25 protein-coding genes are annotated in these 22,997 nt (G+C 66.1%); 17 read left to right on the top strand and 8 right to left on the bottom strand.

Going from position 1 to position 22,997, the window contains the following annotated elements:
* Positions 1-13: 13 nt before the first annotated feature.
* The 3 genes from cbiE to cobM are packed head-to-tail and all read left to right on the top strand — an operon-like array spanning position 14 to position 2,408.
* Positions 14-1,249 (top strand): precorrin-6y C5,15-methyltransferase (decarboxylating) subunit CbiE, encoded by a 1,236-nt coding sequence (gene cbiE, locus QX128_RS23370; protein ID WP_316238641.1) that lies wholly within the window; start codon positions 14-16, stop codon positions 1,247-1,249.
* On the top strand, positions 1,246-1,650 hold the full coding sequence (locus tag QX128_RS23365) for a cobalamin biosynthesis protein (protein WP_316238640.1): 405 nt from the start codon (positions 1,246-1,248) through the stop codon (positions 1,648-1,650). The genes cbiE and QX128_RS23365 overlap by 4 nt, the downstream gene beginning before the upstream one ends.
* Entirely contained in the window at positions 1,647-2,408 is a 762-nt protein-coding gene (gene cobM, locus QX128_RS23360) for a precorrin-4 C(11)-methyltransferase (RefSeq protein WP_316218478.1), read from the top strand. Before QX128_RS23365 ends, cobM begins: the two co-directional genes overlap by 4 nt.
* Here cobM and QX128_RS23355 read toward each other — a convergent pair.
* Positions 2,378-3,508, bottom strand: coding sequence for a cobalt-precorrin-5B (C(1))-methyltransferase (locus QX128_RS23355; protein ID WP_316182778.1), 1,131 nt, complete (start codon positions 3,506-3,508; stop codon positions 2,378-2,380). The two genes, cobM and QX128_RS23355, sit on opposite strands and share 31 nt — an antisense overlap.
* Before the next feature lie 47 nt (positions 3,509-3,555).
* On the opposite strand from QX128_RS23355, the gene QX128_RS23350 reads away from it, so the two are divergent.
* Together QX128_RS23350 and bluB are read left to right on the top strand one after the other, a co-directional pair.
* Positions 3,556-4,896, top strand: a complete 1,341-nt coding sequence (locus QX128_RS23350) for a cobyrinate a,c-diamide synthase (protein WP_316238639.1) — start codon at positions 3,556-3,558, stop codon at positions 4,894-4,896.
* Entirely contained in the window at positions 4,893-5,549 is a 657-nt protein-coding gene (gene bluB / locus QX128_RS23345; RefSeq protein ID WP_316238638.1) for a 5,6-dimethylbenzimidazole synthase, read from the top strand. The genes QX128_RS23350 and bluB overlap by 4 nt, the downstream gene beginning before the upstream one ends.
* Before the next feature lies 1 nt (position 5,550).
* On the opposite strand, the gene QX128_RS23340 is transcribed toward bluB, so the two are convergent.
* Positions 5,551-6,276, bottom strand: coding sequence for a formyltransferase family protein (locus QX128_RS23340; protein ID WP_316238637.1), 726 nt, complete (start codon positions 6,274-6,276; stop codon positions 5,551-5,553).
* An 18-nt stretch (positions 6,277-6,294) separates the two neighbouring features.
* Positions 6,295-7,626, bottom strand: coding sequence for a hypothetical protein (locus tag QX128_RS23335; RefSeq protein ID WP_316218474.1), 1,332 nt, complete (start codon positions 7,624-7,626; stop codon positions 6,295-6,297).
* 734 nt (positions 7,627-8,360) lie between these two features.
* Between QX128_RS23335 and QX128_RS23330 the strand changes: the two genes are divergently transcribed.
* The 12 genes from QX128_RS23330 (at position 8,361) to QX128_RS23275 (ending at position 18,682) form a co-directional block, all read left to right on the top strand.
* Complete coding sequence (locus QX128_RS23330; RefSeq protein ID WP_316238636.1) at positions 8,361-8,570, top strand: hypothetical protein; 210 nt, start codon at positions 8,361-8,363, stop codon at positions 8,568-8,570.
* On the top strand, positions 8,567-9,274 hold the full coding sequence (locus QX128_RS23325; RefSeq protein WP_315805142.1) for an RNA polymerase sigma factor: 708 nt from the start codon (positions 8,567-8,569) through the stop codon (positions 9,272-9,274). The genes QX128_RS23330 and QX128_RS23325 overlap by 4 nt, the downstream gene beginning before the upstream one ends.
* A gap of 138 nt (positions 9,275-9,412) precedes the next feature.
* Positions 9,413-10,237 (top strand): flagellin, encoded by an 825-nt coding sequence (locus QX128_RS23320; RefSeq protein ID WP_315805143.1) that lies wholly within the window; start codon positions 9,413-9,415, stop codon positions 10,235-10,237.
* A gap of 61 nt (positions 10,238-10,298) precedes the next feature.
* Positions 10,299-12,011, top strand: coding sequence for a flagellar filament capping protein FliD (fliD, locus tag QX128_RS23315; protein WP_316182784.1), 1,713 nt, complete (start codon positions 10,299-10,301; stop codon positions 12,009-12,011).
* On the top strand, positions 12,011-12,436 hold the full coding sequence (locus QX128_RS23310) for a flagellar export chaperone FliS (RefSeq protein ID WP_316182785.1): 426 nt from the start codon (positions 12,011-12,013) through the stop codon (positions 12,434-12,436). Before fliD ends, QX128_RS23310 begins: the two co-directional genes overlap by 1 nt.
* A 232-nt stretch (positions 12,437-12,668) precedes the next feature.
* Complete coding sequence (locus QX128_RS23305) at positions 12,669-12,941, top strand: hypothetical protein (protein ID WP_315805146.1); 273 nt, start codon at positions 12,669-12,671, stop codon at positions 12,939-12,941.
* Between the two features lie 365 nt (positions 12,942-13,306).
* Positions 13,307-13,972: a flagellar hook assembly protein FlgD gene (locus tag QX128_RS23300; RefSeq protein WP_316238635.1), complete on the top strand. Its 666-nt coding sequence runs from the start codon at positions 13,307-13,309 to the stop codon at positions 13,970-13,972.
* Between the two features lie 22 nt (positions 13,973-13,994).
* The gene (flgE, locus tag QX128_RS23295; RefSeq protein ID WP_315805148.1) at positions 13,995-15,233 is read left to right on the top strand and encodes a flagellar hook protein FlgE; all 1,239 of its coding nucleotides are present in this window, start codon (positions 13,995-13,997) and stop codon (positions 15,231-15,233) included.
* A 2-nt stretch (positions 15,234-15,235) separates the two neighbouring features.
* Positions 15,236-15,505, top strand: coding sequence for a hypothetical protein (locus QX128_RS23290; protein WP_315805149.1), 270 nt, complete (start codon positions 15,236-15,238; stop codon positions 15,503-15,505).
* A gap of 15 nt (positions 15,506-15,520) precedes the next feature.
* Positions 15,521-15,973 carry a flagellar protein FlgN gene (locus tag QX128_RS23285; RefSeq protein ID WP_315805150.1) on the top strand — a complete coding sequence of 151 codons (453 nt, stop codon included), beginning with the start codon at positions 15,521-15,523 and terminating at the stop codon, positions 15,971-15,973.
* 27 nt (positions 15,974-16,000) lie between these two features.
* On the top strand, positions 16,001-17,758 hold the full coding sequence (gene flgK / locus QX128_RS23280; protein ID WP_316238634.1) for a flagellar hook-associated protein FlgK: 1,758 nt from the start codon (positions 16,001-16,003) through the stop codon (positions 17,756-17,758).
* 15 nt (positions 17,759-17,773) lie between these two features.
* The gene (locus QX128_RS23275; protein WP_315805152.1) at positions 17,774-18,682 is read left to right on the top strand and encodes a flagellin; all 909 of its coding nucleotides are present in this window, start codon (positions 17,774-17,776) and stop codon (positions 18,680-18,682) included.
* 316 nt (positions 18,683-18,998) lie between these two features.
* On the opposite strand, the gene QX128_RS23270 is transcribed toward QX128_RS23275, so the two are convergent.
* The 5 genes from QX128_RS23270 to QX128_RS23250 all read right to left on the bottom strand — a co-directional run bounded on the left by QX128_RS23270 (position 18,999) and on the right by QX128_RS23250 (position 22,995).
* A complete protein-coding gene (locus QX128_RS23270; RefSeq protein WP_316238633.1) occupies positions 18,999-19,538 on the bottom strand; it encodes a hypothetical protein in 540 nt (179 codons plus the stop codon).
* 140 nt (positions 19,539-19,678) lie between these two features.
* Positions 19,679-20,077, bottom strand: coding sequence for a BA14K family protein (locus QX128_RS23265; protein ID WP_316238632.1), 399 nt, complete (start codon positions 20,075-20,077; stop codon positions 19,679-19,681).
* 123 nt (positions 20,078-20,200) lie between these two features.
* Positions 20,201-20,983: an alpha/beta hydrolase gene (locus QX128_RS23260; protein ID WP_316238631.1), complete on the bottom strand. Its 783-nt coding sequence runs from the start codon at positions 20,981-20,983 to the stop codon at positions 20,201-20,203.
* A gap of 3 nt (positions 20,984-20,986) precedes the next feature.
* Positions 20,987-22,282, bottom strand: a complete 1,296-nt coding sequence (locus tag QX128_RS23255; protein WP_316238630.1) for an O-acetylhomoserine aminocarboxypropyltransferase — start codon at positions 22,280-22,282, stop codon at positions 20,987-20,989.
* A 92-nt stretch (positions 22,283-22,374) separates the two neighbouring features.
* Positions 22,375-22,995, bottom strand: a complete 621-nt coding sequence (locus tag QX128_RS23250) for a nitroreductase family protein (RefSeq protein ID WP_316238629.1) — start codon at positions 22,993-22,995, stop codon at positions 22,375-22,377.
* Positions 22,996-22,997: the final 2 nt, after the last annotated feature.

Genomic DNA, 22,997 nt, shown 5'->3' with positions numbered 1-22,997 from the left:
CGGGGCAGTATCCATGGTGAACTCGGCCGCAACTTGCAACGCGCAGCGCTGGCTGTCCATCGTCGGTATTGGCGAGGATGGTGTTGGCGGTCTCTCGACGTCCGCACGACGTCTCATCGCGCAGGCGGCGCTCGTGGTCGGAGGCGCGCGCCATCTCGAGCTTGCCGCGCCGTTGATCGCGGGGGAACGGCTGGCTTGGCCCAGCCCGTTGAAGCTCGCGTTCGATCAGATCGCGGCGCGACGGGGAGAGCCCGTCGTCGTTCTCGCAAGCGGCGATCCTTTCAACTACGGCGTCGGCAAGCAGCTGATGCAGCGTTTCGCGCCCGCCGAGATGTTGTGCGTCCCGCAGCCCTCGGCCTTCAGCCTCGCGGCGGCACGGCTCGGCTGGCCGCTGCAGGACGTGGCGCAGGTGACGCTGCACGGCCGCCCGCTGGAAGGGATCATCCGCCATCTTGCGCCGGGGGCGCGCATTCTGGCGCTGGCCTGGGATGGATCCACTGCCGCAAGGCTCGCCGCGCTGCTGACCTCGCGCCGCATGGGACGTTCGCGCCTGACGGTGCTGGAAGCGATCGGCGGCCCACACGAGCGGGTGCGAGGCGCGCCAGCTGACGCGTTCGATCTCTCCGATATCCATCCGCTGACGACGATCGCGATCGAGGTCGACGCGGAGGTTGATGCGCCCGTGATCCCGCTGACCGCCGGTCTTGCCGATGACCTGTTCGAGCATGACGGCCAGTTGACCAAGCGTGACGTTCGCGCCGTGACGTTGTCGGCCTTGGCGCCGCGTCCAGGCGAACTGCTGTGGGACGTCGGGCTGGGCTCGGGCGCGGTGGCAATCGAGTGGCTGCTGCGGCACGGCTCGCTGCGCGCGATCGGGATCGAGGCGCGGCAGGACCGGGCCGGCCGGGCGATGCGCAACGCGCTGGCGCTCGGCACTCCCGAGCTGAAGGTGGTGATGGGACGCGCGCCGGCGGTGCTGGCGGATCTGGAAGCGCCCGATGCGGTCTTCATCGGCGGCGGCATTTCGGAAATGGGTGTGTTCGAAGCCGTCTGGTCGCGGCTGAAACCCGGCGGCCGCCTCGTCGCCAACGTGGTGTCGCTCGAAGGCGAGGCGCGGCTGAGCGCGTTGTTCGGCCAGCATGGCGGTGAACTGATCCGCATCGCGGTTTCGCGCATCGAGCCGGTCGGCCGCATGCACGGCTGGCGGCAGGCCCTGCCGATCACGCAGTGGCGGGTGACGAAACCATGATCGCGCTCGGAATCGGTTGCCGGCGTGCCGCCAGCGTCGCAGACATCGAGGCGGTGATCGCACAGGCGCTCTCGCTTGCACGCCTCGCCCCGGCAGACGTGGCGGTGCTCGCCACAGCGGCGGACAAGGTCAGCGAACCCGGCGTGATCAGCGCCGCGCGCCGGCTTGGCCGCCCGCTCGTCGGAGTGGCCTCTGCTGACATGGCGGCTGTCGCCGATCGCGCGATCACGCGAAGCGATCGCGTCAGGCGCCTGAAGGGTGTACCTTCGGTCGCCGAGACGGCGGCGCTGGCTGCCGCCGGCGCGAATGCCCGGCTGGTCCTGGCGCGCGTCGCAAACGCCGTAGCGACCTGCGCGCTGGCGGAGGGCGAGGCGGCCATCGATGCGGAGCGTGCGCCATGACGGTGCACTTCATCGGCGCCGGTCCCGGCGCCCCGGACCTGATCACCTTGCGCGGCCGTGACCTGATCGCGCGCTGTCCGGTATGTCTCTATGCGGGCTCGCTGGTCCCTCGCGCGCTGCTCGATCATTGCCCGCCCGGCGCACGTATCGTCGACACAGCACCGATGTCGCTCGACGAGATCGTGGCCGAGATCGAACGCGCCACGCTCGCGGGCGACGACGTGGCGCGGCTGCATTCCGGCGATCTCTCGATCTGGAGCGCGCTCGGCGAGCAATTGCGGCGCCTGGATGCATTGCGGATTCCCTACACGATCACACCCGGTGTGCCGTCGTTCGCGGCGGCGGCGGCCGCGCTTGGCCGCGAATTGACCTTGCCGGGATTAGCCCAATCGGTGGTGCTCACGCGGACCTCCGGCCGCGCGTCGGCCATGCCGGACACGGAGCAGCTTTCGCTGTTCGCGCAGTCGCGCGCCACGCTCGCCATCCATCTCTCGATCCACGTTCTCGACAAGGTCGTCGAGGAGCTGCGGCCGCATTACGGTGACGACTGTCCGGTCGCGATCGTCTATCGCGCGAGCTGGCCGGACCAGCTGGTCCTGACCGGCACGCTGGCGACCATCGTCGGCCAGGCCGCGGCTTCCGCCGTGGAGCGGACCGCGCTGATCCTGGTGGGCCGCGCACTCGCAACCGAGGATTTTCGCAACAGCGCGCTGTACGATGCCGACTATCAGCGGCGCTTCCGCGGGAGAGGGGAGTGAGCCGGTCCATGACTTTGTCCGACCAGCCGGCCGTCGCGGTCGAACACGGCGATGTCGAGGGCCATGTCGTTGTCGCCCAGCGCACGCCGCGCCGTCGTCCAGGCGGCGAGCGCGACCACCTCTCCGGCAGGAAACCCGACCCGCTGGGACTCCTGCAGCACCTGCAGCGCGGTGTTGGCCGTGCGTGCGCTCGTGACCAGCGTGGCCGGCGCACCCGCGTCATGCAGCGTGTTCGCCAGCCAGCCGAGATCGACCTCGCCGGCGCGCGAATGCAGGTCGAGCAGGCCCTGGCCGAGCTTGGTCATCTTGGCGAAGCCGCCGGCCACGGTGACGCGAGCGACCGGATGCCGTCGCAGATATTTCAGCATGCCGCCGGCGAAATCGCCCATGTCGATCAGCGCCGTCTCCGGCAGGCCATGGAGCCGCTGTACGGCCTTCTCGGATGTGCTTCCCGTCGCGCCGGCGATGTGCGGCAGGCCGGCCGCGCGCGCGACGTCGATGCCGCGATAGATGGAGTGGATCCAGGCAGCACAGCTGAACGGCACCACGATTCCCGTGGTGCCGAGGATCGACAGGCCGCCGACGATGCCGAGCCGCGGGTTGAGCGTCTTTCTGGCGAGCTCCTCGCCGCCGGGAATGGAGATCTCGACGGCCACGTCGCCTGTCGCACCGAGCTTTGCCGAGGCTTCGCCAATCGCCGCCGTGATCATCTCGCGCGGCACCGGATTGATCGCAGGCTCTCCCGGCGGCAGCGGCAATCCCGGTCGTGTCACGGTGCCGACGCCGGGGCCGGCGCGGAACGTCACGCCGGAATTGTCTGCACCGCGCCGCAAGGTTGCTCTGACCAGCGCACCATGCGTGACGTCAGGATCGTCGCCGGCGTCCTTGACCACGCCCGCGGTGGCCTTGATGCCGTCGGCCTCATGCATCGCGATCGCAAAGCCGACGCGACGTCCGCCAGGCAGGGCGATCTCGACCATGGCAGGACAGTTGCCCGTGATCAGCAGCTCGTAGGCGGCGCGCGCCGCAGCCGTGGCGCAGCTGCCGGTCGTCCAGCCACGCTTCAGCGGTCGGTTCGGCGGATCCGCGATGTCCATCATGTCGGTTCGCATAGCACATTTTGCCATGCCTCGGCGGCGTTACGGCCATGAGCACGGCGGCGCCCAGCGGAATCATCATCGCCGCGCCGCGTTCGGGCGCCGGCAAGACGACCGTCACGCTCGGGCTGTTGCGTGCACTCAGCCGGCGCGGCGCGCGCGTGCAACCCTTCAAATGCGGCCCGGACTATATCGATCTCGCCTATCACACGGCTGCGGCACAACGGACGAGCTACAATCTCGACAGCTGGGCGATGTCCGCGCCGCAGCTGCTCGGGCTTGCCTGCGGCGTCGCCGCCGACGCCGATATCGCCATCGTCGAGGGCGTCATGGGCCTGTTCGATGGCGCGTCGCATCCCGGGCGCGCGGGCAGGGGCTCGGCCGCAGATCTTGCAGCCCTGACCGGCTGGCCGGTCGTGCTCGTTCTCGATGTCAGCGGGCAGACCGAGACGGCCGCCGCCGTCGCGCTCGGCTGCGCGCGTTTTCGCGACGATGTCCACGTGGCCGGGGTGATCCTCAATCGGGTCGCGAGCGAGCGGCACCGGGCGCTCATCGAGCCGGCGTTTGCGACCGTCGGAATCGAGGTGCTCGGCGCGCTGGCGCGGGACGCGCAACTGACCTTGCCCGAACGCCATCTCGGGCTGGTCCAGGCCCAGGAGATCACGGCCATCGAGGCCCATCTCGAGCGTCTTGCGGCAAGCGTGTCCGGGTCGGTCGATCTCGACGCGGTGCTTGCTCTCGCAAATCCGATTCGGGCGCCTGGCCTCGCCGCGCTGAGCTCCAGCCTCGGCATCAAACCGCCCGGACAGCGCATCGCGCTCGCATCAGATGCGGCCTTCTCGTTCAGCTATCCGCATCTGCTGCGGCACTGGCGCGCTCAGGGCGCGGAGACCATCCCGTTCTCGCCGTTGAACGACGAGGCTCCTGATCCAGCAGCCGACGCGGTGTGGCTGCCAGGCGGCTATCCCGAATTGCATGCGGGACGGCTGGCCTCGGCGCGGTCGTTCCTCGACGCGTTGCGCGCGATGGCCTCGCGCGGCGTGCCGATCCACGGCGAGTGCGGCGGCTACATGACGCTAGGCGCGGGACTCGAAGATGCCCATGGTGTCCGGCATGCGATGGCTGGGCTGCTGTCACTGGAAACGTCGTTCGCGCGACGCCGCCTGCATCTCGGCTATCGTCAAGCGACGCTCTTGGTCGACTGCAGCCTCGGCCCGAGAGGGGCCGTCGTTCACGGCCACGAATTCCATTATGCAACCATCCTGAGCGAGGCAGACGATCCGCTGATCGCGTGCCGCGATGCCTCGGGCGGCGTCATCGCCGAGCGCGGCGCCCGGCGCGGGTCGATGACCGGATCGTTCCTGCACGTCCTGAGCGGGGAGGGCGCATGAGCGAGCCAGGCCGAAGCCCTCCGCAGTTCGACGCGACATTCCGGCAGCGCTTTGCCGAGCTGGTGCGCTGGCGTCGCGACGTCCGCCGTTTCCGCGCCGATCCGGTCTCCCTTGAGCTGATCGAGCAGTTGCTCGCTCTCGCGTCCTACGCGCCGTCCGTCGGCTTCTGCCAGCCTTGGCGGTTCGTGTTCGTCGAGAGCGCCGAACGCCGCGCGACGTTGATCGAGAACTTCCAGCATGCGAACCAGGCGGCGCTCGCCGGCTATGATGGTGAGCGGCGCGCGCTCTATGCAAGCCTCAAGCTGGAAGGCTTGACGCAGGCGCCGGTCCATCTCGCCGTCTGTGCCGACGAAGGCGCTGCCACCGGGCATCGTCTCGGCCGCGCCACGATGCCGGAAACGCTCCGCTACTCGGTGGTCGCAGCGATCCAGACGTTCTGGCTGGCGGCGCGCGCGGAAGGTCTCGGCGTTGGCTGGGTGTCGATCCTGGACCCGGAGGCTGTCTGTCGCGCGCTCGAATTGCCGTCGGACTGGAGCCTGATTGCGTATCTCTGCGTCGGCTGGCCGCAGGAGGAGCATGACGATCCCGAGCTGGAACGTCACGGCTGGGAAACGCGGCTCGACCAGACCGTGATCAAGCCGCTCAAGCGTTAGGTCACGACGCGAGCGCCAACGCCGGCGCGTCAACCGTCATCGGCTCGCCGACGGCGGCCTCGGCGCGCATGAGCTGAAACCGTGTGCCGTGCAGGTTGACGGTCAGTGGAATGCCGCGGAAATCGTCGTGAAAGGCGTGGATGCGGCGCGCCATCTCGGATCGATCGATGTCGGCGGGCATGTCGCATAGGGCGGCGTACATCTGCCTCGTGCTCTTGGTGCCGCTCCAACCGGTGCCGAGCGCCGGCAGCGGGCCGGCCTGGCAGGCGAGGTCGCGCGACATCCGCCAGAACAGATAGGCGAGCCGCACGAACGCCATCTGCTCCAGGCCGCGGACATCCACGCCTTGGGGGATGTCGAACGGCTCGACACCGACGATCGCGCCGCAGTCGACCCGGGTCTCCATCGCGTGGGCCGTCGCGCCGAAGCGCTTCGTACCGTCGTACATTGCGAAATGGGCCGGCGCCCAGCCGGGATAATCCGGTGGGCCCGGATGAAAATTGTAGGCGCCGTAACCGAGCGCCTGAAGGATGGCGGCAGGCACGACGACGCCGGTCGTGAACGCAAGCAGGCGGGATCTGCCGAGCACGTCGCGTTCGATGGCTTCGAGGTCCTGCAGGCTGACCGCGCAGCGGAATGCGAGGGCAGCGTTGTGCGCCCGCAGGAGCTCGGACAACGCGAGCTGCTGGTCACGGCTGCCGGTGAGAAGAATGATGGTGTCGAACATGATTTGTCCTGGCTGGCGTCAGTGGCGATGGGCGTTGAAGCTGGCGGGCCGGCGCATGGCTTCCGAGGCGGCGGTGGCCGCGAACAGATCGGCCGGCAGCTCCTGACCGGGGACGATCTCGAGTACCATGTTGTCGGCCAGCAAAGCGGCCCGCCGCGCCATGCGAACCTCCGGCGCCCACGAGCACAGCGAAAGCTCGAGGCGGCCAAAGCCGCCGCAATCGGCGACGAAGGCGCTCGTCAGCCGCTCGATGCTGTCGGCCGTTGCGCGCGCGCTGCTACCTTCGACATCGCGCAGGATGACCGTGACGCCCCGGCCAGATTTTACTTTCGAGCGCACCACGAGCAGCGACTCCAGCGCGCCGACGCGCCCCGCCCGCCGCGGCGAGCGTGCCACTTCGGCGAAGTCCGGGTCGGGGCCGAGATCAGCGTTTGTCGGCTTCAGATTGTGGACGATCGTCGCGTTGCCGACTCCGGCTTCCCCTGCAACGGCATGGTAGCTGCGGGGAAGCCAGACCGTATCGAGTGCGATCTGGGACGTCACCGCACTCCAGGCCTGGTCGATCAGATAGCCGTCCCAGACATCGGGATATGACGAGGCAATCTCGCGCCAGGTCGTCAGCATGGTCTCGGCCGCCTTGGAGCGGCCGAAATAGAGAGTGCGCGGCGACATCTCCCAGCCGTTCCACTTATGGACGGCGAAGTCGCAGCCGGCCAGATGAGGAAGGCCCGGGGCGGCTTGAAACATCACGTCCGCCTCGACGTACAACAGCGGCTCGCGGTGCCGCTGCCACATCCGCGCGACGAAGTCGGCCTTGTCGGCAGCGCTCAGGCGTTCGCCGGGGCGGCAATCGATCGCCTCGATGTCGAATGGGAGCCCGAGCCGCTGCAGCGAGCGTCTGAGATGATAGACGTGCAAGTCGCCGACCGTCGTCGGATGGCAGGACACGACACGCATCGTAGTTGCGGGTGCCGTCTCCGGAGCAGGCCAGTCGCGGCCGCCCCACCACAATTCATGCGGACCGTCGGCCGAGGTGCCGACGGTGCCGAACGCCGTCAACTTGGATTTCAGGAAATCGAACGCGGGGTTTTCGCCGAAAGGGATCGCCACGGCATCGTGCGAGGTCAGCGTGCCGTACAGCAGCTCCGCACCCGCGCCGGTTGGCGGATCGAGCAGGACGATCGTGCGGCCGCGGCCAGGCGATGGACGTTCGTCGCAGTGAACCAGCGGCCCGAATGTCCGCGACAGCCACTGCAGACGAAGACCTTGCTGCTGACCGAGCCTGACGCCTCGAGCGCGCAAGGCTTGCGTCGGGTCGTCGTCGATGGCTTTCGGGTCTTGTCGCATCATGCCGGGTCCTCCTGCACAATCAAACGGACCACGTCGGCCAATCAGGCGCGTCGATCACGCATGCGCCGGCGTCGGTCACTTGCGATGATGCGAGCAGGACGAAGCTCTCGACACGGAAAACGCGAACTTCGTTTCGCAATGTTGCCGGCGCGCCGCGCGAAGCCCGCACAGATGAATCAACATCGTGGATGCGTAAGAAGACGTACGGGCATTCGCTTTCGATCTGATAGCGCTTGGTCGACGCCGAAGTACGAAATCGGGCATTAAAAAGCAGTCGCGGGCGCGGATCGCGCGCTTCGCGCTGAGATATCGAACGCGACGATACTCACGAAAGTCGACGTCGATCGAAACATTGAGCAACATTCGGTGACGCTACAGACATCGATTGACACCTACGCGTGCGTCGTCGGCGCGCGACGCATCACGTCGATCGCTTCATTTGTCGTTCCATCAGCAACTACAACGTACGAGCACGACAGATCAGGCGCGCCTTGTCGCAAAAATCGTCACGAGATTCAAAAATCGCGTCTGCGGAAACTGACAGAGTCGAAAAATGCGATAATTTCGTCGAGGTGATTCGGAAAAAATTGCCGGGCGAGATGATCGTTTCGCAAGAACTCCGGATCTTGATCGACCGCAGATTTGGTGTGCGCGGTCCGCATCCAGGGATGCTGTTAGTAAGCGTTGCAGCCCGCGTTTTCTGCTGAACTCGTCTTCCGGAATGAACCCGCGCCATGCCGAACATCGGCCTCTCCTTCTCAATGATCGTCGAGCGCTCGATCCGCGTGCGGCAGAATTTGCCTGTCCCTAGGCAAAACATTCCATCTAACTACCTGAAAAATCACGAAGAATCTTCGCCTGCTTCTCTCGATCACAGCGTTCAACGATCGGAAGCCGTCTGCGAATGCCGCATTCGGCATTGCGGGTTGGAGATGCGGAAATGAGCTACGCGCTGGACGTCTGGGCCCCGGCCGATGGCGTATCTTCGAAGGAGCCGGGGTCCCCGGACGTCGCGGTGGTGCTGCCGTCGAGCGAGTCGGTCAGCACCGTTCCAGACTCTGCGCCGCCGGGCGAGACCATGGTCTTCGACGAGGACAAGGATCTGCTCGACCGGCTGGCCACCGGAGAGGAGCTCGCATTTCGCCTTCTCGTCGAGCGCCACATCGACCGCGCCTATGCGATTGCGTTGCGCATCGTCGGCAATGCCGCCGACGCCGAGGACGTCGTTCAGGATACGATGCTGAAGGTCTGGACTCATCGCGGGCGGTGGCAGCACGGCCGTGCCAAATTCTCGACCTGGCTCTATCGCGTCGTCAGCAACCGCTGCATCGACATCCGCCGCAAGCCGCGGACCGAGAATGTCGATGTGGTGCCCGAGGTTGCGGACGGCAAGCCGGATGCCGTGAGCGTCATCGAGCGTGCGGAGCTCAGCGACCTCCTGGAAGGAGCGATGCAGCGGCTTCCGGAGCAGCAACGGATCGCCGTGATCCTGTCGTATCACGAGAACATGAGCAACGGCGAAATCGCCGAGGTGATGGACACGACAGTGGCCGCCGTGGAGTCGCTGTTGAAGCGGGGTCGCCAGCATCTGCGCGACATGCTGCGGCGTCACGAGCGCGACATTCGCGGCGCCTTCACCGATTGCTAACCATAAAATTCCCGGCGCGGGAGAATTCCCGCCTGATTCCCGCAGGCGCTTCCGTTTGATCGGTCAGACGGGGCCGATCCGCACCGTCAGTCCTTCCACGATGCGGCGTGCTTTGCCGATCACTCAGGAGTCCTCACCGTGCCCGCAATTTCCACCAACATCGCCGCCAACTCCGCCGTCCGCTACTTGAACATCAACTCCAACCAGGAGACGAGCTCGCTCTCCAAGCTGTCGAGCGGTTCGCGCATCACGTCGGCCTCGGACGACGCGGCCGGTCTCGCCATTTCCACGCGCATCTCCTCGGACATCACCACGCTGCAGCAGGCCGCGACCAACGCCGCCCAGGCGACGTCGATCCTGCAGACCGCGGATGGCGGCGCGTCGAACATCAGCGACATCCTGGCGCGCATGAAGTCGCTGGCCTCCGAGTCCGCATCGGGCACCACGGTCGGAACCAGCCGCACCTACATCCAGTCGGAATTCTCGCAGCTCATCAGCGAAATCTCGTCGATCGCGACCGGAACGCGCTACAGCGGTCAGAGCCTGCTCGACGGCACCAGCACGTTCTCGTCGGGCGTCTCGGTTCTGGTCGGATCGTCCGCGTCCGACACCATCAACATCACGCTGTCGGATCTCACCGCGAGCACGCTCGGCGTCTCGTCGCTCGACGTCAGCACCCAGACCGGCGCGACCGCAGCCTTGACCACTCTCGACACCGCGATCGACACCGTGTCGAAGGCGCGTGCCGACATCGGCGCGCAGGAGTCGCGCTTCAACTTCTCGGCCGATTCGATCTCGACGCAGACGCAGAACCTGCAATCGGCCAATTCCGCCATCAAGGACGTCGACATCGCCTCGGAGCAGGCGAAGCTGTCGTCGGCGCAGGTGAAGACCCAGGCCGCGGTATCGGCGGAAGCCGCCGCCAACCAGATCCCGCAGTACCTCCTGAAGCTGCTGGGCTGAGCCGTGATCTGCCGGGCCGGCGCCTCGCCGGTCCGGCTTTTTCCTCGGAGGACGACGACGGATGACGGTGAGCAGCGCAACCTCGAGCACGAGCAGCACGACATCGTCTTCTTCATCATCGACGAGTTCGAGCAGCTCGCTCACGACGTCGGGAACGAGCACCACGAGCACGATCGACTGGACCGCGCTGATCGAGTCCGCCGTCAATGCCAAGCTCACCCAGGCGACCCAGATCTCGACCAAGATCACCGCCAATGAGGCCAAGATCACGGCGTACCAGACGCTGCAGACCGCACTGAAGACACTGTCATCGGGATTGTCGTCGCTGGCGACATCGATGGTGAACTCGCTTGCGACCAACGCCTTCGCCACGCGGGCCGCCACCATCAGCGCGACCGGCGACGTCAGCGCCTCATCGGCGCTGTCGATGTCGGTGAGCAATGGAGCCGCGACCGGCAGCCACACGCTGACGATCGGCCAGGTCGCCACGGCGCACAAGGTGACGGGCACGACGCAGTCGAGCCAGACCGCGGCCCTCGGCTATTCCGGCACGTTCTCGCTCGGCCTGTCCGGAGGCAGCACGGCCGACATCACCATCACCAGCGGCATGTCGCTGCAGGATGTCGTCGACGCGATCAACGCGCAGACCTCCACGACCGATGTCGAGGCGTCGATCGTCCAGGTATCGAGCGGGTCCTATCAACTGGTGCTGACGGGGACCCAGGATGCCGCCGACATCACCTATGCAAGCTCGTCCGGGGACGACATCCTCAACAAGCTCGGGGTGACCGACAGCTCGGGAGCCTTCGCGACGGTGCTGCAGACGGCCCAGGCCGCGGAGTTCACGCTCGATGGGATCAGCCTGACCCGCAACACAAACGACATCACCGACGTGCTCAGCGGCGTCACGTTCGATCTGCTGCAGGCGACACCCTCCGGAACGACGCTGACCGTCACCATCGGCGCCGATACGAGCCAGATCTCGTCGGCGCTGCAGACCTTCGTCACCGACTACAATGCGTTCCGCGATGCCGTGATTGCGCAGCAGACCACCAACTCCGACGGAACCGCCTCATCCAGCTCGGTGCTGTTCGGCGACGGCACCATGCGCGACATCATGAACTCGCTTCAGGCCGTGCTCGGAACGTCCGTCGGCGGGCTGACGATGGCGGACCTTGGTCTCTCGTTCAACGAAAAGAACGAACTCGAACTCGATACGGGCACGCTGTCGACGATCCTGAGCACCAATTTGAGCGGTGTGACGACGTTGTTGTCGGCGCAGACCAAGACCTCGTCGAGCCAGCTCAGCGTCGTCAATACCGGGTCGTCGCCGCAGTCGTTCACCCTGGATCTGACGGTGGATGCCTCGGGGAATCTCTCGGCCGCATCCGTCGGTGGCGACAGTTCGCTGTTCACGGTCAGCGGCAACACGATCGTGGGCAATTCCGGGACGATCTATGCCGGCATGGCTTTCACCTATACCGGCTCGACCTCGCAATCGATCACGGTGACCTCGACCCAGGGGCTTGCAACCCAGATCTACCAGATCGCCAAGACCGCATCGTCCAGCACCGGCTCGTTGCAGACTTTGATCGACAATCTGACGTCCCAGGACGAGACGATGCAGGCCAAGGTCAACGACATCAAGAGCTCGGCTGCGACGTTCCAGACCCAGCTCACGGCGCAATACGCCAAGTACCAGGCCGCGATCGAGAGCGCCAACAATACGCTGACCTATCTGAAAGCCCTCCTCAATTCGAGTTCGAGTAACTGATGACCCAGAGTTCGATGGCGCAATTTGCAAGTCAGGCCTACCGCGGCACGGCCGTCGCGGTTCCGCCGCTGCGGGCCGTGATCATGCTGCTCAACGGCGCGGTCACCTGCCTGCAGAAATCCGTGCAAGCGCAGGAGGTGCGTCGCTTCGAGGAGGGGCATGCCCACCTGACCCGGGCAACGGCGATCCTGCGCGGGTTGAGCTTGCACCTCGATTCCACGCGCGGCGGACCGGTCGCCGACCAGTTGTTCGGAACCTACAACGCCCTGATCGTGGCCGCGCTGCGGGCCTATGGTCGACCTCACATGCGCGAGAATTTCCAGCGGATCACCGAAAGCCTGCTGGAACTGCGGCAGGCGTGGGAGGCTGTCGATGTGGCGGCCCGGGGAAAGCGAGCGGCTGCTGATTCGGCCAACCGTCGGTAGATCTCGCCGAATCGGGCACTCGCCGCGCTGCGGAAATCTTGAGAAATCGATCAGAAATGGGCTGCATTGTCTCCCGTTTCGGTATCCAGTGCGGCCTCGCGTGCATACGACTCCCGAAAAGTACGGAGTTTCCAGAGCTTGGTTGCGGTCGATCGTCACAATTGCCGATATCAATTTCGTTCGCGGGCTGAATGCTTTATGACCAAGCTGGAAGCGCTGGATTGGGCGGACGATGGACGTCAGGGAATTCGAGGATCTGATCGGCAGGCTGGGTGAGGACCTCTCGCGCTGGCCGGCGGAGCAGCGTCAATCCGCTGCTGATCTGCTTGCGTCCTCTCCCGAAGCCGATCGATTGCTATCCGAGGCACGTCTCGTTCGTGAGGCGCTGTCGTCGCCGCCGGTTCGTGCACCCGCCGGCCTGACGTCGCGCATCCTTGCTGCGGCCCATCGCCTGGCCCAAGAGGAAGCGGCAACCCCGCCGGCTGACGCCCATCAGCCTGGCTGAGCCTTAGCCAGGACCGCGCTTGCGCGGCTGCGCTTCGGCCGGTCGGACCTCGCCGCTGGAACCGCAACACCATCGCAACTGTCATCTCGCTCAGTTTCTTGAGCTCGCTTGCGCGCGAATCGAGGGCGCCCGAGTGCGACGACGGCGAGCCGTGGCGCCGATGCAGATCGGGGCCTCGCACCAGGCGATTTTTGCCGCCTCTGCGCAACAGCGCGGCGGCAAATTCTGCCGTCGGATCAACTAATTCGATCGACTAATTGTGCGCCTGGAATCGGCGCTCTGGCCGTTTGATCAGCAAACGCCTTCACGACCGCGTGGTCGTGCTGTGTCCCGCCGCCGCTCGCGGCGCGAGCCGGAGTTCTGCCATGACCGTCACCGCCGCGAGTTCGTCGACCGCGACCACCTCATCGACATCATCGTCCAGCGACACATCGCGTACGACGCTCAGCTCGACCGACTTTCTTCAGCTGCTGGTGAGCGAACTGCAGAACCAGGATCCGCTCAACGCGACCAGCGTGACCGACTTCATCAACCAGATGACGTCCTACGCCAATTTCACCTCGCAGCAGTCGCTCAACAGCAGCATGACCTCGCTGGCCGGCTCGTTCTCGAGCCTGGTGACGCTGAATTCGGTGAACTACATCGGCCACACCGTCGAGGCCAAGAGTGACACTGCCGTCCTCTCGAACGGCTCGGCGACGTTCGGCTATTCGCTGTCGTCAGCAGCGTCAAACGTTTCGATCTCGATCAATGATTCCTCCGGAAGCACGGTCTGGACAGGCACCGGGACCGGCAACAAGGGCGCCAATTCGATCACCTGGGACGGCACCGATTCCAGCGGCAATCAGCTCAGCAATGGCGGCCAGTACACGATCTCCGTGACGGCGACGGACTCCGCGGGCACCTCGGTCCTCAACTACACGACGGTCACCGGGACCGTAACCGGCATCGACACCTCGACCAGCACGCCGTCGCTCACCGTCGGCGGCGTTCCTGTCAGCGCCAGCAACATCATCGGCGTCACCTCCTGACCGCATTACCCGGAGTACAATCATGAGTCTTTCTGGAGCCCTGTCATCGGCGATCTCGGCGCTCAACGCGCAGAGCTCGTCGCTCGCCATGATCAGCGACAACATCTCCAACGCCGATACGACCGGATACAAGACCACGTCCGGCCTGTTCGAGCAGCTGGTGACGGCATCGAGCAGCTCGAAAGCCTATTCCTCGGGGGGCGTCTCGGTCTCCGGCCGTGCCAACATCACGCAGCAGGGGCTGCTGGCCGCCACCACCAACGCGACCGACGTCGCCATCCAGGGCTCGGGCTTCTTCGTCGCGACCAACTCGACTTCGGCCGGAGGCGAGACCTTCTACACGCGCAACGGCGCGTTCACGACCGACAATGCCGGCTATCTCGAGAACGACGGCTACTATCTCGAAGGCTGGCGCACAGATGCGAGCGGCAACGTGGTCGGCAACGGCCTCGAGCCGGTCAATACCAAGGTGGCGCTGACGAATGGTGGGGCGACGACCAAGACGTCGCTTGCGGCCAACCTGCCGGCCGATGCCGCAAGCGGAGACACCTTCAGCAGCTCGATGACGGTGTACGATTCGCTTGGCCAGTCGCATACGCTCAATGTGACCTGGACCAAGTCGGCGACGGCGAACGAATGGACTGCCGATGTCGCGCCTGCCACGGCGTCGGACGGCACCGTGACGAGCGGCACCTATACGATCGATTTCAACTCTGACGGCTCGCTGAGCACGGTCTCCTCGACCAATCTCGGCATCACCTGGAACAACGGCGCCGCGGCGAGCTCGATCACGCTCAGCTTCGGCACCACCGGCGGCGGCACCGACGGTCTGACCCAATTATCGTCCGGCAGCACGACGCCGAGCGTCTCCAATTTCAGCGCCAATTCCGACGGCATCTCGTTCGGAACGCTGAGCAGCATTTCGGTCGGCAAGAACGGTCTCGTCGAGGCGACCTATTCCAACGGCCAGACGGTTCCGATCTACAAGATCGCGGTGGCGACCTTCGCCGATCCCAATGGCCTCGTGGCACATAGCAGCGGCATGTACACGTCGACGGCGACATCGGGCAACGCGACCCTGCAGGCATCCGGCGAGAATGGTGCAGGGACCATTTACGGTAGCGAGCTGGAGTCGAGCACGACCGATACCACGGGCCAGTTCAGCAGCATGATCTCGGCTCAGCAGGCCTATTCGGCGGCGTCGCAGGTGATCTCGGCCGTCAACAAGATGTACGACACCCTGATCTCGTCGATGAGGTGATCATGGCCGACCTCAAGAGGGAGCGGCTCGGCGAGGGCGAGGTTCTGCTGAAGAAGCTGCGGCGGCTGAGACTGCGCGCCGCGACCGCCGGCAAGGACGACCGCGTGCAACTGTTGGCCTTGATCGACGATATCGAAACGGTCCGACGAAAGCTGCTTCGCGAATGTGCGCTGCTCGACGAGGAACTCAAGGTCGCCACCGTGAGGGTGACGGCGCTGAATACCTATGCCCGCGTCGCGCAGATCAGTCGCCGACCGCAGCGTGAACAGTAAGAGGGGAGCGACAGGATGAAACACGCAATTCAGGCCGATCGACGGCCCGCAAGCGAGGACGAGGTGCGGACCTTGATCGCGCTGATCGACGAACTCATCGCGGTGGTGTCGGAGGAGAATGTGGAGCTCGCCAAGGGATTGCCGGCCTCGCGCTCGAAGCAGCTCGACGACAAGAACCGGTTGGCCGGGTTGTTCGAGCAGCGGGTGGCCGAATGCGCCAGGCAGACGGCAAGCCTCGACGTCCGCGACCGCGTCCTGCGCGAGCAGCTCATGGAGCACATCCTCAACCTGCGTGGCGCGATGGATGAGAACCTCGTGCGGCTGCGGGCCGCGATCGAAGCCAGCAATCGTCGCATCGAGGCGGTCATGCAGGCGATCCGCGAGCAAATCGCAAATGCCTCCCCCTATGGAGCCGGTGGACGTCGTACCGCGCGTGCGACATCGTGCGGAACCAATGTGAGGGCGTGATGGCCAGCCAGCAGCGGGAGTAGGGCAATGTCGCTCGACATAGCACGGTTGGTCGCCTTCAGCGGCATCTCGGCCACGGAGCTGCAGATCAGCGTGGCGTCGTCGAACATCTCGAACGCCGACACGAAGGGGTATACGCAGAAGACGGCCAACCAGGTCACGAACGTGACCGGGGGAGTTGGAACCGGCGTTTCCATTACCGGCATTTCGAGCAATGTCGACAAGCTGCTGCTGAAATCCCTGATCGGAGCCAACTCCGAGCTCGGCGCGGCCGACACCACGAACAATTACCTGACGCAACTCCAGCAGTTGTTCGGCAGCGCGTCCACGTCCGGCACCTCGACGACGGGAACGTCGCTGGCAAACTCGCTGGCCTCGCTGGAGTCCGCCTTGTCGTCGCTGGCGAGTTCGCCCAGCAGCGTGTCGCTGCAATCGGCCGTGGTCAGCGCGCTGGACGATTTCGCCAGCCAGCTGCGCAGCACGTCGAGCGGCGTGCAGACGCTGCGCGCCAATGCCGACAAGGACATCGCGTCGTCGGTCCAGAGCGTCAACGACGACCTGCAGCAGGTCGCCGATCTCAACGTCGAGATCCGGAAGATGGCGGCGTCCGGCCAATCGACCGCGGATCTCGAGGACGAGCGCAACGCGGCGCTGCAGGACCTGTCGTCCTACATGAACGTCAGCTACTACACGGCGTCGAACGGCGATCTTCAGGTCTATACCTCGTCGGGGCGGGCTCTGGTCGACAGCTCGGCGCACACACTGAGCTATACGGCCTCGGCGAATGTCTCGGCGGCGTCGAGCTATGCGTCCGGCGGCTTCAGCGGCATCACGGTCGACGGCGTCGACGTCACGTCCCAGATCACGTCGGGCAAGATCGGCTCGCTGGTCACGTTGCGGGACGAAACCCTGCCGGCCGCGCAGACCCAGCTCGATCAACTGGCCTCGCAGCTGAAATCGGCGCTGAATTCGATCACTGATAGCGCGTCGGCCGTTCCACCTCCGACTACCCTGACCGGATCGGCGAGCGTCAGCAGCACGACGGCCCTGGCGGCATCCGGAACGGTCCGCATCGCCGTGGCTGACCAGAGCGGCAATCTCGTTTCGTATCAGGATCTCGACCTGTCGTCCTATGCGACGGTGGGCGATCTGGTCACAGCGCTCAACGGCATCTCCGGCGTCTCCGCCTCGATCGATTCCAGCGGGCACCTGTCGATCAGCGCCACGTCGTCGTCGAACGGCATCGCGATCAACGACATGACCAGCGCGATCGGCGGCAGCGGCTTCGCCGGCTATTTCGGCATGAATGACCTCGTCACCGGCACGAGCGCGGCCAATTTTGCCGTCAACAGTAGCATCCTGAGCGGCGCTGCCGGTCTTCCGACCGGCACGCTCGACGGCTCCGCGACCCTGACGACCGGCAGCCAGGTGCTGACGGCCGGCTCGGCGACGGTCATCAACGCGCTCATCGACAAGCTGACCGGCTCGACCAGCTTCGCCTCGGCCGGCGGCCTGAGCGCAACGAGCGGTTCGTTTGCCGACTATGCCGCGGCGATCGTCGCCAATGTGGCCAGCAAGGCGTCGCAGGCCGCGACGGCCTACACCGCGAAATCGACGGCCCAGTCGAGCTATGCGAGCTCGCTGTCCTCGCAGTCGGGCGTCAACCTCGACGAGGAGACGGCGCGGGTGAGCTCGCTGCAGAACAAATACGCTGCCGCCTCGCAGCTGATCTCCGTGATCAACAGCATGTTCTCGTCGCTGCTCACTGCCGTGCAGTCGACCTAGTCCGGAGCGCCTATCATGACGATGCGGATTGCGACATTCTCGAACTCCGACCAGATGATCGCGAGCGCGCTGCGGACGCAGGCGACCATGGCCAACCTCCAGGTGCAGGAGGCCTCGGGGCTGAAGACCGAGTATCTCGCCGGTTATGGCGCCGACACCCAGCACGTCGTCAATCTGCAGGTGTCGGTCACGCGGGCGCAGTCCTATATCGATGCCGCGACCCTGGCCGACAGCAAGGTGCAGGTGATGTATTCCGCCGTAGGACAGGTGTCGGACATCGTCAGTCAGCTGCGCACGGCGCTGAGCGCTGCGAGCTCCGGCAGCAGCACGGGAACCACGTCCGCGATCAGCAGCGCGCAGCAGTTGCTGCAGCAGATGGCGGGCATCCTGAACACCCAGTATGACGGGCAGTATCTGTTCGGCGGCGGACGAACCGCGACGGCGGCGGTCGACACGTCGAGCTTCGCCTCCGGCACGGGATCGCTGACCACGACGGATAGCAGCTACTATCGGGGCGACGGCGAGCTGGCCTCGGTCCGGGTTTCCGATGGGCAGTCGGTCACCTATGGCGTCACCGCCGACAACCCGGCGTTCGAGGAGGTCATGCGGGTCCTGAAGTTCGTCGCCAACAGCTCGACCCTCTCCGGAACCGACGTCACCTCCGCATTGACGCTTGCCGATCAGGCGGTGGACGACGTCGCGACGGTGCAGGCCAAGCTCTCCGACGCGGCGTCCCGGATCGAGAGCGCGAAGTCGCAGCAGACCGATTACAAGAGCTATGCCGAGAGCCTGGCGACCGACCTGACCAGCGTCGACGTCGCTGCGGTCACCGCCCAGCTCTCGACATATCAGGCCCAGCTCACGGCGAGCTATACCGCCATCTCCAAGATCCAGAGCCTGAACCTCGCCAGTTACCTGCGCTGAGACAGCGGCACCGATTGCGGTCGGCGGGATGGGCATGGGCGGATCAAGGAAAACGCGAAAGCTCAGCAGCTCCATCTGCGGGAAGAGGATGATCCGGACGTCGAGCTGCCGAGGAATTCCGCGCCGGAGTCGTCTGCGCCTTCGTCGCCACGGTCATGGGTCTCGAGCAGATCTGGTGGGTGATGGCGCTCGGCGCAATGAGGCGTTGGCAGCATTTGCCGTGGCGCGATCATGACGAGTCCGTCATCCGCGCGGCGGAGGTTGCGCATTGAAGTGCCGGTGCGTCGGGCGAGCCCCACGCACCGGCGAACTCACGTCACCAGCGATGATGGGTGCGGATCACGCCATGGCCGTGGCGGTGTCCGAAATGACGGCCGCCGTGCCAGCCATGATGATGACCCCAACCCGGACCGCGGTAATAGCCGTAGCTGTGCCGCCACGGCCGCGGGCCATAGGAATAGCCGTAGCTGCGATAGATCGGGCGGGGAGCGTAGCTGTAGCCATAGCCGCCGTAATAGGGGCGGTAGGCCGGGTAGTAGCCGCCATAGCCATAGGGGTAGGCGGCGTAGCGATACCCGCCGTAATAGGGATAGGGCGCGTAACCGCCATAATAGGAGGGGGCGGCGATCGCTGATCCGATCACGGCCCCCGCCAGCAGCCCCGCGCCGATCGCGGCGCCGCCGCCCCAGCCGCCATGCCAGCCGCCGTAGCGGACCTGGACGGCATGCGCGCTTTCGGCGCCCGGTTTGGCGGCTGCTGACAGCGACGTCAGCGGCGCAGCCGAGACCGAGTGCAGCGTGGACAGAGAAAGTGCGCCGGCGATGGCGAGCGTCGCGGCGGCTTTGAAGGTGACCATCCTGTTGTCTCCCGTTGATTCTGGGTCATGCTCAACCGGAAGAGACGATCTTCGTTGCAGTCGTCGCGACGGACGTTTTGTCGCGCGCCATTGGTCCAGGTGGCGGTCGATGCCGGAGACCGGCATCGACCCTGGTGTCGTTACGGGCAGGAATGGCGCAGGCCGTCATTGCCGAGATAGGTGCCGGAGCCCGGGTCGTAGGACCGGAAGCGCTGGGCGCAATAGGCCTGGGCATTGGCGGCCTCGGCGCGGCTGTTGGCGATCGCGCCACCGATGATCGCGCCGGCCGCCAGACCGCCCAGGGCCGCGGCACCCGCACCGTAGCCGTGCCCGCCATAGCGATGGCCGTAATAGCCGTGGTGATGACCGTAGCCGCCGCGCCAGTGGCGATACTGCACCTGCTGCAGCTCGGTCGCGTCCTGCGTGGCGGCGGCCGGCGCCGGATGGTTCGGCAGCAACGGCGCGGCGGCGAGCGGCGATGCGGTCGCGAGCGTCATCGTTCCGATGGTGGCGACCGTGAAAAGTTTGCGCAGATCCATCTGCGTGCTCCTTTCTGTTCGTTATGCGGAGGGCAACGGCTCGCCGCCGTCCTCCGTTCCGCGCCGCGACGGAGCATGTCGGCGGCACGAGGTCGCATCCCAGAGGGGAACCGTGACCGCAAGCTACTCGATCAGCGCATCGAGCAGCGCATCCGGACATTCTGTCATCATCGTATGCCCCGCACCGGGCAGCACGATGGTGCGCGATTGCGCGATCGCAGCCGCCAGCGCCTTGCCGGCTTTCAGCGGCGTCATCATGTCCTTCTCGCCGAGGATCAGCCGCGCCGGCACCTTGATCTTGGCCGCCGCCGCCAGCGCATCATGATAGGCGTTGCAGGCGGAGAGATCGTTGAACAGCACGCCTGGCGCGCAGCGCTCCAGGGTCGCCTGCGCGCCGCCATGCATCCACAGCCCCGGCGCGCGGCTGCCGCCGAGCTCGGCGGCAAAACCGAGGCCCCAGATCGAGACCATGTCGATGGCGGCGTGATCATTGGCTTCGGCGGCGTTCAGGAGGTCAGGCCCGACTGTCATCGTGGCCGCGGTGCCGATCAGGCTCAGCGCCGACACGCGATCGGGATGGCGGGCCGCGGCATCGAGCGCGATCAGCGAGCCCATCGAGTGGCCGATCAGGTGCGCAGGCTTGGCGTGCACCGCCTGCAAGAGCGCGACGATCCAGTCGGCCATCGCAGCAATGGTCGGCAGCGCCGGGCCGGCCGAGCGGCCGTGGCCCGGCAGGTCGGGCGCCAGCACGGCAAAGCCGTGATGGGCGAACCAGCGGCTGTGCAGCGCCCAGACCGAATGATCGAAGCCGGCGCCATGGATGAAGACGACGGCGGGCAAGGACGAATCGAACTCGCGGCCGCCCGTGGCGGCGAAGACCTCATGATCTCCGATCGACAGCTGCATGGCTCACACCTTCTGCGAGGCGCGCAGCGCCTGTCCGAGATCGTCGATGATGTCGCCGGCCGCCTCGATGCCGACGGAGAGCCGGATCAGCTCCTCGCCGATCCCTGCCGCGGCGAGCTGGGCTGCGTCCATCTGCTGATGCGTGGTCGAGGCGGGATGGATCACCAGCGTCTTGGCGTCGCCGACATTGGCGAGATGGCTGATCAGCTTCAGGCTCTCGATGAACTTGCGTCCTGCGGGACGTCCGCCCTTGATGCCGAACGAGATGATCGAGCCGGCGCCGCGCGGCAACAGCGCCTTGGCGAGCGCATGGTCCGGATGCGTCTCCAGCGAGGGATGCAGCACCCAGTCGACGGCCTTGTTGGCCGTCAGCGCCGCCAGCACCGCGGCGGTGTTGGCAACATGCCGCTCCATGCGCAGATGCAAGGTCTCGACGCCCTGAAGCAGGTGGAACGCGTTGGTCGGCGACAGGCAGGCGCCGAAATCGCGCAGGCCCTCGGTGCGCGCGCGCATGATGAAGGCGGCTGCGCCGAACTGCTCGTCGAAGACGATGCCGTGATAGCCGGCATAGGGCTCGGTGAGCTGCGGGAACTTGGCCGAGGCGCGCCAGTCGAACCGGCCGCCATCGATGATCGCGCCGCCGATCGCGATGCCATGGCCGCCGAGCCATTTGGTGGCGGAGTGCATCACGATGTCGGCGCCTTGGGTGATCGGCTGGCTGAGAAAGGGCGTCGCGAAGGTGTTGTCGATCAGGAGCGGCACGCCGGACGCGTGCGCGATCGCCGAGACCTTGGGAATGTCCAGTACCTCGAGGCCGGGGTTGCCCAATGTCTCGCCGATCAGCAGCCGCGTGTTCGGCTTGATCGCGGCGCGGAAACCGTCGTGATCCCTGTGCTTGACGAAGCTCGTGGTGATGCCGAAGCGCGGCAGCGTGTGGGCGAGCAGATTGATGGTGCCGCCATAGAGCGAGGAGGAGGCGACGATGTGATCGCCCGCATTCAAGAGCGTGGCAATGGCGAGATGCAGCGCCGCCTGGCCGCTCGCGGTGCAGACGGCGCCGACGCCGCCCTCGAGCGCGGCAAGCCGCTCCTCGAGCACGGCCGTGGTCGGGTTGGAGATGCGGGTATAGATGTGGCCGGCGCGCTCGAGATTGAACAGCGCCGCGGCGTGCTCGGTGTCGTCGAACACGTAGGACGTGGTCTGGTAGATCGGCACTGCGCGGGCGCCGGTTGCGGGATCCGGGTGCTGGCCCGCGTGCAGGCTCAGGGTCTCGAAGGCGGGCGGTTTCGGCGGCGGCATGCGGATCAACTCTCCTCAAGCAGAACGCGTCTTCTGCCACAGATTTCGCCGTCCGTCAGGGGCGGCGCGGCGTGCCGCCCCTCACGCATCGATCAGCCGGCGAAGCGCTGCGGGAAAAGGCCGGCCGAGGCGATCTCGGCGATGGACAGGCGTGCGCTCGGCTTCTCGCGCTCCTTGAGCATGGCCGGCAGCTTGTCGCCATCGCCCTTGCGGCCGACCGCGATCGCGATCTCCACGGCGAAACCGTCGGGGACGCCGAGCGCCGTCTGCGCGGCGGCGACATCGAACCCGCTCATGCCGTGGGTGACCCAGCCGGACACCGCCGCTTGGTTGGCGAAATTGGCCCAGGCCGCGCCGGCATCGAAGGAATGCGTCCGCGTCGGTGTCGGCTCGGTCTTGCCCGCCGGGATGAAGGTCTTCTTCGACAGCACGTAGACGATCGCCGCGGCATGCTGCGCCCAGCCGCGATTGAACTCGACCAGCGGCGCCAGGAAGGTGTCGAACTCGGCCGAGCCGCGCAGCGCGTAGAGGAAGCGCCAGGGCTGCGAGTTGTAGGAGGCGGGGGCCCAGCGCGCCGCCTCGATGAAGGTCAGGAGCTCCGTTTCGGGCAGCGCCTCGTCGCTGAAGCCGCGCGGCGACCAGCGATCGACGAAGATGCGATGCGCCGGATGCTCGGTGATGCGATCGGTCGGCGGGGGACGATGGGCAGTCACGG

This window comes from Bradyrhizobium sp. SZCCHNR1015 (assembly GCF_032489875.1).
Taxonomy (GTDB): domain Bacteria; phylum Pseudomonadota; class Alphaproteobacteria; order Rhizobiales; family Xanthobacteraceae; genus Bradyrhizobium.
The sequence above is the reverse complement of the archived record's forward strand: the minus strand, read 5'-3'. Positions and strand labels throughout refer to the sequence as shown.